We start from the raw sequence: 12,665 nt of genomic DNA, 5'->3' as shown, positions 1-12,665 counted from the left end.
CTGATCAACAGGCTGTCGGCGGGTTGCAGGGCGACTTGAGCGCGGGCTCGCCAAGCTGTGACTCAGTCGACACTCGCAAGTGCCCGCCACCCGTCGATTCAGCACTCTGCCCGCCCGCCAAACGGAGTAGTTTTTGTCAGAGTCCTTGGGCGCAGGGGCTTGTTCCGTTAAGATAGTCGGCTTTTTCACGGCGGGAGTCAGGCAGCATGGCGCAGCAGTATCAACCGGGGCAACGCTGGATTAGTGACAGCGAAGCAGAGCTGGGGTTAGGCACCGTTCTGGCACAGGACGGGCGCTTGTTGACCGTGCTCTATCCGGCCACTGGCGACACCCGCCAGTATGCGCTACGGAATGCGCCCCTCACTCGCGTGAGGTTTTCGCCGGGCGACACCATCACCCATTTCGAAGGCTGGAAAATGACCGTACAGGAAGTCGACGACGTCGACGGCCTGCTGGTCTACCACGGCCTCAACGGGCAGAACGAGCAGGTCACCCTGCCGGAAACCCAGCTGTCCAACTTCATCCAGTTCCGCCTGGCCAGCGACCGTCTGTTTGCCGGGCAGATCGACCCGCTGGCCTGGTTCTCGCTGCGCTACCACACCCTGGAACACACCAGCCGCCAGTTGCAGTCCTCGCTGTGGGGCCTGGGTGGCGTACGTGCGCAACCTATTGCTCACCAACTGCACATCGCCCGTGAAGTCGCTGACCGTATCGCGCCACGGGTCTTGCTGGCTGACGAAGTGGGCCTGGGCAAGACCATCGAAGCCGGCCTGGTCATCCATCGCCAACTGCTCTCGGGGCGCGCCAACCGCGTGCTGATCCTGGTCCCGGAAAACCTGCAGCACCAGTGGCTGGTGGAAATGCGCCGCCGCTTCAACCTGCAGGTCGCCCTGTTCGACGAAGAACGCTTCATCGAAAGCGATGCCACCAACCCGTTCGAAGACACCCAGCTTGCACTGGTTGCGCTGGAATGGCTGGTCGACGATGAGAAGGCCCAGGACGCACTCTTCGCCGCCGGTTGGGACTTGCTGGTGGTCGACGAAGCCCACCACCTGGTGTGGCATGAAGACAAGGCCAGCGCGGAATACAGCCTGGTCGAGCAGCTTGCCGAGGTTATCCCGGGCGTGCTGTTGCTGACCGCCACCCCGGAACAACTGGGCCAGGACAGCCACTTTGCGCGCCTGCGCCTGCTGGACCCGAACCGTTTCCATGACCTGCAGGCCTTCCGCGCCGAGAGCGAAAACTATCGCCCAGTGGCCGAAGCCGTGCAGGAACTACTGGACAAGGGCCGCCTGTCGCCAGCCGCGCACAAGACTATCCAGGGTTTCCTCGGTGACGAAGGTGAAGCCCTGCTCACCGCCGTCAACGATGGCGACAGCGAAGCCAGTGCGCGCCTGGTGCGTGAACTGCTTGACCGCCACGGCACCGGCCGCGTGCTGTTCCGCAACACCCGCGCCGCCGTGCAAGGCTTCCCCGAGCGCAAGCTGCACGCCTACCCGCTGCCGAACCCGGACGAATACCTCGAGCTGCCTCTGGGCGAACACGCCGAGCTGTACCCGGAAGTCAGCTTCCAGGCGCAACCGGACATCGAGGAAGAAAACCGCTGGTGGCGCTTCGACCCACGGGTCGAGTGGCTGATCGACCAACTGAAAATGCTCAAGCGCACCAAGGTCCTGGTGATCTGCGCCCACGCCGAAACCGCCATGGACCTGGAAGACGCTCTGCGCGTGCGCTCCGGCATCCCGGCCACGGTGTTCCACGAGGGCATGAACATCCTCGAACGTGACCGCGCCGCCGCTTACTTTGCCGATGAAGAGTTCGGCGCCCAGGTGCTGATCTGTTCGGAAATCGGCAGTGAAGGCCGTAACTTCCAGTTCTCCCACCACTTGGTGCTGTTCGACCTGCCGTCCCACCCCGACCTGCTGGAACAGCGCATCGGGCGTCTGGATCGAATCGGCCAGAAACACGTGATCGAACTGCATGTGCCGTACCTGGAAACCAGCCCGCAACAGCGCCTGTTCCAGTGGTACCACGAAGCGCTCAACGCCTTCCTCAACACCTGCCCGACCGGCAACGCCTTGCAGCATCAGTTCGGCCCGCGCCTGCTGCCATTGCTGGAAGCCGCCGACGACGGCGAGTGGCAAGCCCTGATCGACGAAGCCCGTGCCGAGCGCGAGCGCCTGGAGCAAGAGCTGCACACCGGTCGTGACCGCTTGCTGGAACTCAACTCCGGCGGCGCCGGTGAAGGCGATGCGCTGGTCGAAGACATCCTTGAGCAAGACGACCAGTTCGCCCTGCCGATCTATATGGAAACCCTGTTCGACGCCTTCGGCATCGACAGCGAAGACCATTCGGAAAACGCACTGATCCTCAAGCCGAGCGAAAAAATGCTCGACGCCAGCTTCCCCCTGGGCGACGACGAAGGCGTGACCATCACCTACGACCGTAACCAGGCGCTCTCCCGTGAAGACATGCAGTTCATCACCTGGGAGCACCCGATGGTGCAGGGCGGCATGGACCTGGTGTTGTCTGGCTCCATGGGCAACACCGCCGTGGCGCTGATCAAGAACAAGGCGCTCAAGCCGGGCACCGTGTTGCTTGAACTGCTCTACGTCAGTGAAGTAGTTGCGCCACGCTCGTTGCAACTGGGCCGCTACCTGCCACCGGCCGCCCTGCGCTGCCTGCTGGATGCCAATGGCAATGACCTGTCGGGCCGTGTGTCGTTCGTCACCTTGAACGACCAACTCGAAAGCGTGCCACGGGCCAGCGCCAACAAGTTCGTGCAGGCCCAGCGCGATCAACTCACACCGCGCATCAACGCCGGTGAAGAGAAGATCGCCCCACGCCACGCCGAACGTGTGGCCGAGGCCAAGCGTCGCCTGGCCGCAGACACCGACGAAGAGCTGGCACGCCTGACCGCGTTGCAAGCGGTCAACCCGACCGTACGTGACAGTGAGCTGGTTGCCTTGCGCAATCAACGCGAGCAAGGCTTGGCCATGCTCGATAAGGCGGCGCTGCGACTGGAAGCGATTCGGGTGTTGGTAGCGGGCTGATAATCCGCTGTAAGTAGAAGGCCCGCTTAGTGCGGGCCTTTTTATTTGTCTTGCTCCCGATGGAGTCACCTGAATCTCATGCTGTTGCCACCGAAGCCGGCACCTCAACCCCACTCAATCCCTCCTTCATGCGCTTGGCATCGCGCACAAAACTGCGCGACGCCTGAAACAGAAACAGCATGGTCAAGAACAGCGCCACCGGAATCAGGTACATGGCGTCATGCAACCCCACGGCTTTATAAGCCTCCGTCATCTGCTGCGCTCCGGCCGCATACATCGCCGAATGGGCAAAGTGATCGGACAAGGCCCCGACCACCACCGGCCCCATGCCACCGCCCAGTAAATACAGCCCAGCAAAGAACAGCGCCATCGCCGTCGCTCGCAGGCGCGGTTCGATCACGTCCTGGATCGCCGTGTAAACGCAGGTGTAGAAGTTGTAGGCAAACAACCAGCCCACACTGAACAGCGCCACAAACACCCCAATCTCGACACGCCCGGCATGCAATGCCCAGGCGGTGGTGACCGTGGAGATGATCAAACTGAACGCGGCAAACAACAGGCGGCCATTGGCAACCCGTTGATGAATCTTGTCGGCAACCCAGCCGCCCAGCGTCAGCCCCACCAAGCCGGTCAGGCCGACGATCACACCGGTAGCGACGGCTGCATCCTGCAACGGCATCAGGAAATACCGTTGCAACATTGGCACCAGGAACGAGTTGCACGCGTACGTGGCAAAGTTAAAGCACAGCCCGGCCAGCACCAGCCACAGGAAGGTGGGCACCGCCAGCACGCGACGAATCGGGCGGTCGACACGTTCCTGGGCGACTTGCACGGTTTCCGCCGCGCCGCGCTTGGGTTCTTTTATATAGAACATGAACACCGCAAGAATCAGCCCCGGCACCGCCGCGATAAAGAACGGTGCGCGCCAGCTGTCGAATGCCTTGACCATCCAGCCGATGGTAAAAAACGCCAGCAACAGCCCCAACGGTAAACCGAGCATGAAAATACCCATGGCTCGCGCGCGACGGTGGGCCGGGAACAAGTCGCCAATCAGCGAGTTGGCTGCCGGTGCATAGCTGGCTTCCCCGATGCCAACACCCATGCGCACCAGCAGGAACGTCCAGAAACTGCCGACCATGCCGTTGATCGCCGTCAGCCCGCTCCAGGCGAACAGGCCCCAGCCCATCAACTTGCTGCGTGAGCCGGTGTCGGCCAGGCGCCCGAGCGGCAGCCCGGCAATGGCGTAGACGAGGGTAAAGGCGGTGCCGATGATACCGAGCTGGAAGTCGCTCAGGTGCCACTCCATGCGGATGGGCTCGATGATGATCGCGGGGATCGTGCGATCGAAGAAATTGAACAGGTTGGCGAGGAACAGCAGGAACAGAATGCGCCAGGCATTCGCCGCTTGGGTCGAGTTCTGCATGGGTCCGTCTCTATTATTGTTATGAGAGCTGCGATGCCCGATGCATCCTGCCCGGTACCTGCAACATAGTCAGGCTGGCAGCGGTTGTCTGTAATGATTCGTAAAGCTGATAGGGCATGATTTCACCCATCATCAGGGGATTTTGCCTACGAAAATATAAGTGCACGCCCCCCTTCCCAACGGCCATGGCACGGATAGAATGGCGAGCCTCTCGTAGCACCCACCTCCTACTTTTCTTATCGATGACGCCCATGTCCGAAGCCAGTCCGTGTCTGAATTGCGGTGCCTGCTGTTCACACTTTCGCGTGTCTTTCTTCTGGGGTGAATGCGCCTCATCCGGGGGCACAGTGCCCGATGATTTGGTGGTGCAGATCAACCCCAGCCGCGTGGCGATGATCGGTACCGACCAGAAACCTGCACGTTGCTGCAGCCTTGAGGGCGAAGTCGGGCAGGCCACCAGTTGCTCGATCTATGAGCAACGCTCCAGCGTCTGCCGCGAATTCGACGCCTCCTGGAGCCAGGGTGTGCAAAACGTCGACTGCGATGCCGCACGCGCCGCCTTCGGCCTGGCCCCACTGGAAGCGCTGCCCTTCGAACTGGACCTGCCCATCAGCGCTTAGCACCAGACGCTATGCAAGGCATGCCAAAATAATTGAGATCAAAGTGCCATTATTCATGGCAAATCCCGCGCGGCTTCTATACTCGACTTCATAGGTCATCGCCTGTGGCAGTGACGTGGCTCTATGACGGGATAAGCTATGGAATGGCTGGGTCAGCATTTTTTTACCGACCTTCCAGAAAGCGGGCACTTATTACTCAATTGCAGTCATAACCCCTTTCTGGTGCTACTCGCGTACCTGGTCGCCTGCGCAGCGGGTTTCGGTACGCTGGACATGGCCGAACGCGTCGGCCATGTCGAAGACCCCACCGCCCGCCGCCATTGGCGCTGGTTGGGAGCGGGTTGCCTGGCCGGAGGGATCTGGTCGACCCACTTCATCAGCATGCTGGCTTTCCAGGCCCCCATTGCCATTCACTACGAATTGATCATGACGTTCGCCTCGCTGGGGATCGCCCTGATCGCATCGTTGTTCGCCATGCAAACCCTCAGTCATGCCCACCTACGGTTCCATCAGTACCTGCTGGCTTCGGTATGGATGGGCCTGGGCATCGCGCTGATGCACTACGTGGGCATGGCGGCCATGCGCTCCCAGGCCCAGGTGTATTTCGACACAAGGCTGTTCATGGCCTCGGTGGCGATTGCCATCGGTGCCAGCCTCGCGGCATTGCTGCTGTCGAGCTATCTGCGCAACGGTGCCGGGGTGTTTCATCAGTTGCTCAAATACGCCGCCAGCCTGGTGCTGGGCGCCGGGATCCTGAGCATGCACTTCACCGGCATGGCGGCCATGCAAATGCTGGTGCCCAGCGGGGCGGACCTTTCATTGCCAGCGGATAACAACCCGATTCAATTGGGCCTGTCGGTGGCGGTGATTACTTTGCTGGTGATCGGCAGCAGCGTCAGTGCGGCCCTGGCGGACAAAAAACTGCAACACAAGGAGCGCGACCTGCGCCGGGTCAACGCGCTGCTCAGCGAACTGGACCAGGCCCGTGCGTCACTGCAACAGGTGGCCCACTTTGATGCACTGACCAACCTGCTCAACCGCCGTGGCTTCAATCAGATCTTCGCGGAAAAGATCGCAGAAAAAACGCGCAGCCAAGGCATGATGGCGTTGATCTTCCTCGATATCGACCACTTCAAGCGCATCAATGACAGCCTTGGGCATGACGCTGGCGACCAATTGCTGGCGGTGCTGGCCGCAAATATCAAGGGCTCGATACGCAGCCACGAGGATGTGGTCGCACGGTTTGGTGGCGATGAGTTCTGCATCCTGATCAATATTCATCACCGCGACGAAGCCCGGCACCTGGCCCAGCGCATCATGCAGCAGATGAAAGACCCCATCGAACTGGCGGGCCGGCGCATGGTGATGACCACCAGCATCGGCATCAGCCTGTTCCCGGATGACGGCCAAACGTGCGAAGAGCTGCTGAAAACCGCTGACCTGGCGCTGTATCAATCCAAGGACGCCGGGCGCAACAGCCTGAACTTCTTCAGTTCCAACCTTAAAACCCGCGCATTCCTCGAACTGCAACTGGAAGAAGAACTGCGCGCCGCCTTGCGTGCACGCAGCGAACTGGTGCTGTTTTATCAGCCGATCTTCGACATGAAGCTCGGCAAGGTCACGCGCCTCGAGGCCCTGGTGCGCTGGCAACACCCCCAACATGGGCTGCTGGCCCCGGACCGGTTTATCGGCATCGCGGAGAACAACGGGTTGATCGCCGAACTGGACCACTGGGTATTGCGTCAGGCCTGTCATGATCTGAGTCTGCTGTCTGACCGGGGCTACAACGAGTTGACCATGGCCGTGAACTGCTCGGCCCTGAACCTGGCCCGGGACGAGCTGGCCGATGAAATCGAAGCCGCCCTGCGCTTCGCCGGCGTGGCTGCCGACCGCCTGGAACTGGAAGTCACCGAGAATGCGCTGATGGGCAATATCAGCAGCACCTTGGCGTTGCTGCGGCAAATCCGTGCCTTGGGTGTCTCCCTGGCAATCGATGATTTCGGCACCGGTTATTCGTCCCTGGCCTACCTCAAGCGCCTGCCGCTCAACACCTTGAAGATCGACCGCTCGTTTATCCAGGACATTCCCAAGTCCACCACAGACAGCGAAATCGTCCAGGCGATTATCGGCATGGCGCATACCCTGCACTTGCAGGTGGTGACCGAAGGCGTGGAAACCCAGGCGCAGTTCGAGCTATTGCTCAAGCACGAGTGTGACTTTATCCAGGGTTATCTGCTCAGCCCGGCGGTGCCCTTCAACGACATCATCGGCGTGATACAGGGCCTCGCGATGCGCAACCCGCTCTACCCGTTCAGCGTGGAGGGCAACAAAGACACCCCGCCGTCAAAAGACCCTGCCCCGGCGCGTATCAGCCCGCCGTCTATTGTCAGGCCGATTCGTTGAGCGCCAAACGTATGGATTGGCGGTTAAACGGTCATCGATATCCAGCGCTGTGGCACACCTGGAAACAATTCCTTGGCTATTTCCTGGCGAGCTGAACTGTTCCCGTGACGTTAACGTCACCCTCGGCTGTGACCTTTCTCTACGGCAAGTTGCCATCACGGGGCGAGCGGTTACTCCGCTACACACTTGCCAAGGTGAAAAAGCCGCACCTTTTTAGTGCGAGCAATACTTACGCTGCCCTTTCCTGGATCAGAATCCATGGCGAAACCACCACCGCCCACAGGCTCGGGTCACGTTCGACCAGGTCCAATGCCCGCGTCGCAGACACTTCGCCAAGGCTCCCCGCAGCCAGCCAGGCAGCGACTTTGTCGCGGTTATCTTCGGCCATTCCCTCGGCCGCCTCGATCAAATCCAGGCCGGCGTCGACCCACAATAGGGCACCCTTGGCAAAGAACGGCTCGAGCTCCTTCCAGGAAATTTCGGCGGTTTCACCGAGCAGCTTGGCATAGAGGGTGCTAGGTTCTTGGGTCATGGGAGTTCACCTGAGTAAAAAATCGGCGCAATCATAGCTTCGTAACTCCGGCAGAAAAACCCAGTAGCAAATGAGGTAGCGATTGAAAGTGCCAGAAAAGCCAGGGAATGCCTTAGAAGGCTGATATCAACCGCCGCAATTCTGTCTTTTTCTTTCATTTAAGCGACACGCCCGGGTTTTGCCCCCAGCTGCCAGCTTTTCAAGCGATCAACCGGCGCTCTACACTGTACCGGTACAGTTGCCAGGGCAATGCCGGGGGGATATCCGCGATATCTGATCCGGTTCTGCAGCTCACAAGGCCGCTAGAACTATAAAAAATACAACAGTAAGAGTGGAGCACTATGAATAAGGCTACTAAGCAGATTTCCAAACTGTTTGCCGCTATGGTCCTGGCTGGGGTTGCCGGCCATTCGTTCGCAGCCGACACCATCAAGATCGGCATCGCCGGTCCCAAGACCGGTCCGGTGACGCAATACGGCGACATGCAATTCATGGGTGCCAAGCAAGCCATCAAGGACATCAACGCCAAGGGCGGCGTCGATGGCAAAATGCTTGAAGCCAAGGAATACGACGACGCTTGCGATCCGAAACAAGCGGTTGCAGTCGCCAACAAAGTGGTCAACGACGGCGTCAAGTTCGTAGTCGGTCACCTCTGCTCCAGCTCCACTCAGCCTGCGTCGGATATTTATGAAGACGAAGGCGTCATCATGATTACCCCGGCCGCCACCAGCCCTGAAATCACCTCCCGTGGCTACAAGCTGATCTTCCGCACCATCGGCCTCGACAGCGCGCAAGGCCCAGCAGCCGGCAACTATATCGCCGACTACGTGAAACCGAAGACCGTTGCCGTACTGCACGACAAACAGCAATACGGTGAAGGCATCGCCACTGCGGTTAAACAGACCCTGGAGAAGAAAGGCACCAAGGTTGCCGTCTTTGAAGGCTTGAACGCAGGTGACAAGGACTTCTCCTCGATCATCCAGAAACTCAAGCAAGCCAACGTCGACTTCGTCTACTACGGCGGCTATCACCCTGAGCTCGGCCTGATCCTGCGCCAAGCCAAGGAAAAAGGCCTGAACGCCAAGTTCATGGGGCCTGAAGGCGTCGGCAACGACTCCATCTCGCAAATCGCCCAGGGCGCTTCCGAAGGCCTGCTGGTGACCCTGCCGAAATCCTTCGACGCAGACCCTGCCAACAAAGCCATCGTTGAAGAGTTCGCCAAGAACAAGCAGGACCCGTCCGGTCCGTTCGTGTTCCCGGCCTACTCGGCGGTTGAAGTCATCGCCGGCGGTATCGCTGCCGCGAAGAGCGAAGACACCGCCAAAGTGGCCGAGGCCATCCACGCCGGTACCTTCAAGACCCCGACTGGCGATCTGAGCTTCGACGCCAAGGGCGACCTGAAGGACTTCAAGTTCGTGGTCTACGAATGGCACTTCGGTAAACCAAAAACCGAAGTTTCCCCTCAGTAAGCCAGGCATTACTGGTCAACAAGCCCACTGTGCAAGCAGTGGGTTTTGTTTTACGAGGTTTATGGGCCATGTCACCCGCGATCCGGGCGCTGGCTCACCTGAAAATCTTAAAACCGTCACCAGCGGTTCGCTGGCAAACGCTTTGTGCAACCTGGTCACAGAACAGGGCACCGAGCCGGAAATGACTCCACCAGTGAAATGCGTATCGGGTTTTTAGGAGCGCTGTAATGCCTGAGATCTATCATTTTTTCCAACAGCTGGTTAATGGCCTGACCATTGGCAGCACCTATGCCTTGATAGCCATTGGCTACACAATGGTTTACGGCATCATTGGAATGATCAACTTCGCCCATGGCGAGGTGTACATGATTGGTTCCTACGTGGCCTTCATCGCCCTTGCCGGGCTGGCCATGATGGGGATCCACTCTCTGCCGCTGTTGATGACCGCCGCGTTCCTGGCATCGATCATCGTGACCAGTGCCTATGGCTACAGTATCGAGCGAGTTGCCTACCGTCCCCTTCGTGGCAGCAACCGTCTGATCCCGCTGATTTCCGCCATCGGCATGTCGATTTTCCTGCAGAACACCGTATTGCTGTCCCAGGACTCCAAGGACAAGTCCATTCCCAACCTGATCCCGGGGAGCATCTCCTTCGGCCCAGGTGGCGCACAAGAAGTGCTGATTTCGTACATGCAGATCCTGGTCTTCGTCGTCACCCTGGTGGCCATGCTGGGCCTGACCCTGTTCATCTCCCGCTCCCGTCTGGGGCGCGCCTGCCGGGCCTGCGCCGAAGACATCAAGATGGCCAACCTGCTGGGCATCAACACCAACAACATCATCGCCCTGACCTTCGTCATCGGTGCCGCACTGGCAGCCGTGGCGGCCGTGTTGCTGAGCATGCAATACGGCGTGATCAACCCCAACGCCGGTTTCCTGGTGGGCCTCAAGGCCTTTACCGCGGCGGTATTGGGCGGCATCGGCAGCATTCCGGGCGCCATGCTCGGCGGGCTGGTGCTGGGCGTGGCCGAAGCCTTTGGCGCCGATATCTTCGGTGACCAGTACAAGGACGTCGTGGCGTTCGGCCTTTTGGTTCTGGTGTTGTTGTTCCGTCCGACCGGCATCCTGGGCCGTCCGGAGGTTGAGAAAGTATGAGCAGATATCTTAAATCGGCGTTTTTCAGCGCCTTGCTGGTCTGGGCCGTGGCCTTTCCGGTACTCGGCCTCAAGCTGAGCATTGTCGGCATCAACCTGGAAGTGCATGGCACCGGTCCCGTGACCCTGACCATCATCGCCCTGTGTTCGGTACTGATGTTCCTGCGCGTACTGTTTACCCAGCAGGTCGGTGCCTTGTTCAAGGGCAACCGTGGCCCGTTGGTGTCGCCCAAGGTCAGCCAATTCCTGACCCTGCCGCGCACCCAGCGCTACATCATCATCGGCCTGATCATCGCCGCATTGATCTGGCCGTTCTTCGGTTCGCGCGGCGCGGTCGACATCGCCACCCTGATCCTGATCTACGTGTTGCTGGGCCTGGGCCTGAACATTGTGGTGGGCCTGGCTGGTCTGCTCGACCTGGGTTATGTGGGCTTCTATGCCGTGGGTGCCTACACCTACGCGCTGCTCTCGCATTACCTGGGCTGGAGCTTCTGGGTCTGTCTGCCACTCGCCGGTCTGATGGCGGCCACGTTCGGCTTCCTGCTGGGCTTCCCGGTGTTACGCCTGCGTGGTGACTACCTGGCCATCGTGACCCTGGGCTTCGGTGAAATCATCCGTCTGTTCCTGCGTAACCTCACCGATATCACCGGTGGCCCCAACGGCATCAGCAGCATCCCCAAGCCGACGTTCTTCGGGCTGTCATTCGACCGTACCGCAGCCGAAGGCATGCAGACCTTCCACGAGTACTTCGGGATTGCCTACAACCCAGTGAGCAAAGTGGTGTTCCTGTACCTGGTGGCGCTGCTGCTGGCATTGGCCGCCCTGTTCGTGATCAATCGTTTGCTGCGCATGCCGATAGGCCGTGCGTGGGAAGCGTTGCGCGAAGATGAAATCGCCTGCCGTGCGTTAGGCATGAACCCGACAGTCATCAAACTCTCGGCATTCACCCTCGGGGCAACATTCGCCGGTTTCGCCGGTAGCTTCTTCGCCGCTCGCCAAGGCTTGGTGACCCCGGAGTCGTTCACCTTTATCGAGTCGGCGATCATCCTCGCCATCGTGGTACTGGGTGGCATGGGCTCGCAACTGGGCGTGATCCTGGCGGCGATCGTGATGATCCTGCTGCCGGAAATGATGCGTGAGTTCAGCGAATATCGCATGTTGATGTTCGGCGCCATGATGGTGCTGATGATGATCTGGCGTCCTCAAGGCTTGCTCCCTATGCAACGTCCACACATGGAGCTGCGCAAATGAGCCGCGAGATCCTTAAAGTCGAAAACTTGAGCATGCGCTTCGGCGGCTTGCTGGCGGTCAACGGCGTGGCCCTGACCGTCAAAGAGAAACAGGTTGTGGCGCTGATCGGCCCGAACGGCGCCGGCAAGACCACGGTGTTCAACTGCCTCACCGGCTTCTACAAACCGAGCGGTGGCAGCATCCTGCTGGACGGCCAGCCGATCCAGGGTCTGGCCGGTCACGAGATCGCCCGCAAGGGCGTGGTGCGCACCTTCCAGAACGTGCGGTTGTTCAAGGATATGACGGCGGTGGAGAACCTGTTGATCGCCCAACACCGTCACTTGAACACCAACTTCTTTGCGGGCCTGTTCAAGACCCCGGCGTTCCGCAAGAGCGAGCGCGAAGCCATGGAGTACGCGGCGTACTGGCTGGACAAGGTCAACCTGACCGAGTTCGCCAACCGCCCGGCCGGCACCCTGGCCTATGGTCAGCAGCGTCGCCTGGAAATCGCCCGTTGCATGATGACCCGTCCGCGGATCCTGATGCTCGACGAACCCGCCGCCGGCCTGAACCCCAAGGAAACCGAAGACCTCAAGGCGCTGATCAGCGTGCTGCGTGAGGAAAACAACGCCACGGTGCTGTTGATCGAACACGACATGAAACTGGTCATGAGCATTTCCGACCACATCGTCGTGATCAACCAGGGCACGCCGCTGGCCGACGGGACCCCGGAACAGATCCGCGACAATCCTGAAGTGATCAAAGCCTATCTGGGGGAAGCGTAA

General features: G+C 59.9%; 9 protein-coding genes. 7 read left to right on the top strand and 2 right to left on the bottom strand.

What is annotated here, in order from left to right; genetic code table 11:
- The first annotated feature begins 206 nt into the window (after positions 1 to 206).
- Positions 207 to 3,053 (top strand): RNA polymerase-associated protein RapA, encoded by a 2,847-nt coding sequence (rapA, locus tag FRT59_RS03370; protein WP_034118519.1) that lies wholly within the window; start codon positions 207 to 209, stop codon positions 3,051 to 3,053.
- Positions 3,054 to 3,129: 76 nt separating this feature from the next.
- Here the strand turns inward: rapA and FRT59_RS03365 are convergent, their stop codons facing one another.
- Positions 3,130 to 4,476, bottom strand: a complete 1,347-nt coding sequence (locus FRT59_RS03365; protein ID WP_034118518.1) for a spinster family MFS transporter — start codon at positions 4,474 to 4,476, stop codon at positions 3,130 to 3,132.
- Positions 4,477 to 4,727: 251 nt separating this feature from the next.
- Here FRT59_RS03365 and FRT59_RS03360 point away from each other — a divergent pair, with 251 nt between their 5' ends.
- Both FRT59_RS03360 and FRT59_RS03355 read left to right on the top strand, forming a co-directional pair.
- Complete coding sequence (locus FRT59_RS03360) at positions 4,728 to 5,096, top strand: YkgJ family cysteine cluster protein (protein WP_034118516.1); 369 nt, start codon at positions 4,728 to 4,730, stop codon at positions 5,094 to 5,096.
- A 138-nt stretch (positions 5,097 to 5,234) separates the two neighbouring features.
- Positions 5,235 to 7,499, top strand: coding sequence for a putative bifunctional diguanylate cyclase/phosphodiesterase (locus tag FRT59_RS03355; RefSeq protein WP_153870385.1), 2,265 nt, complete (start codon positions 5,235 to 5,237; stop codon positions 7,497 to 7,499).
- Positions 7,500 to 7,728: 229 nt separating this feature from the next.
- Here the strand turns inward: FRT59_RS03355 and FRT59_RS03350 are convergent, their stop codons facing one another.
- On the bottom strand, positions 7,729 to 8,031 hold the full coding sequence (locus FRT59_RS03350; RefSeq protein WP_017530446.1) for a DUF2288 domain-containing protein: 303 nt from the start codon (positions 8,029 to 8,031) through the stop codon (positions 7,729 to 7,731).
- A gap of 341 nt (positions 8,032 to 8,372) precedes the next feature.
- Between FRT59_RS03350 and FRT59_RS03345 the strand changes: the two genes are divergently transcribed.
- From FRT59_RS03345 to livG, 4 genes are all read left to right on the top strand, one after another.
- Entirely contained in the window at positions 8,373 to 9,500 is a 1,128-nt protein-coding gene (locus tag FRT59_RS03345) for a branched-chain amino acid ABC transporter substrate-binding protein (RefSeq protein WP_153870384.1), read from the top strand.
- A 227-nt stretch (positions 9,501 to 9,727) separates the two neighbouring features.
- Positions 9,728 to 10,651, top strand: coding sequence for a high-affinity branched-chain amino acid ABC transporter permease LivH (gene livH, locus FRT59_RS03340; protein ID WP_003193535.1), 924 nt, complete (start codon positions 9,728 to 9,730; stop codon positions 10,649 to 10,651).
- Positions 10,648 to 11,901 (top strand): high-affinity branched-chain amino acid ABC transporter permease LivM, encoded by a 1,254-nt coding sequence (locus tag FRT59_RS03335; protein WP_034118513.1) that lies wholly within the window; start codon positions 10,648 to 10,650, stop codon positions 11,899 to 11,901. The genes livH and FRT59_RS03335 overlap by 4 nt, the downstream gene beginning before the upstream one ends.
- The gene (gene livG, locus FRT59_RS03330; protein WP_005785832.1) at positions 11,898 to 12,665 is read left to right on the top strand and encodes a high-affinity branched-chain amino acid ABC transporter ATP-binding protein LivG; all 768 of its coding nucleotides are present in this window, start codon (positions 11,898 to 11,900) and stop codon (positions 12,663 to 12,665) included. Before FRT59_RS03335 ends, livG begins: the two co-directional genes overlap by 4 nt.

The sequence above is a fragment of the Pseudomonas haemolytica genome (genome assembly GCF_009659625.1).
Taxonomy (GTDB): domain Bacteria; phylum Pseudomonadota; class Gammaproteobacteria; order Pseudomonadales; family Pseudomonadaceae; genus Aquipseudomonas; species Aquipseudomonas haemolytica.
This window is presented reverse-complemented; position numbering and strand designations above follow the sequence as displayed.

What these genes read in the sequence shown, in the direction of transcription:
- rapA (WP_034118519.1), top strand. Translation starts at nt 207, where the DNA reads ATGGCGCAGCAGTATCAACCGGGGCAACGCTGGATTAGTGACAGCGAA.
- FRT59_RS03365 (WP_034118518.1), bottom strand. Translation starts at nt 4,476, where the DNA reads ATGCAGAACTCGACCCAAGCGGCGAATGCCTGGCGCATTCTGTTCCTG.
- FRT59_RS03360 (WP_034118516.1), top strand. Translation starts at nt 4,728, where the DNA reads ATGTCCGAAGCCAGTCCGTGTCTGAATTGCGGTGCCTGCTGTTCACAC.
- FRT59_RS03355 (WP_153870385.1), top strand. Translation starts at nt 5,235, where the DNA reads ATGGAATGGCTGGGTCAGCATTTTTTTACCGACCTTCCAGAAAGCGGG.
- FRT59_RS03350 (WP_017530446.1), bottom strand. Translation starts at nt 8,031, where the DNA reads ATGACCCAAGAACCTAGCACCCTCTATGCCAAGCTGCTCGGTGAAACC.
- FRT59_RS03345 (WP_153870384.1), top strand. Translation starts at nt 8,373, where the DNA reads ATGAATAAGGCTACTAAGCAGATTTCCAAACTGTTTGCCGCTATGGTC.
- livH (WP_003193535.1), top strand. Translation starts at nt 9,728, where the DNA reads ATGCCTGAGATCTATCATTTTTTCCAACAGCTGGTTAATGGCCTGACC.
- FRT59_RS03335 (WP_034118513.1), top strand. Translation starts at nt 10,648, where the DNA reads ATGAGCAGATATCTTAAATCGGCGTTTTTCAGCGCCTTGCTGGTCTGG.
- livG (WP_005785832.1), top strand. Translation starts at nt 11,898, where the DNA reads ATGAGCCGCGAGATCCTTAAAGTCGAAAACTTGAGCATGCGCTTCGGC.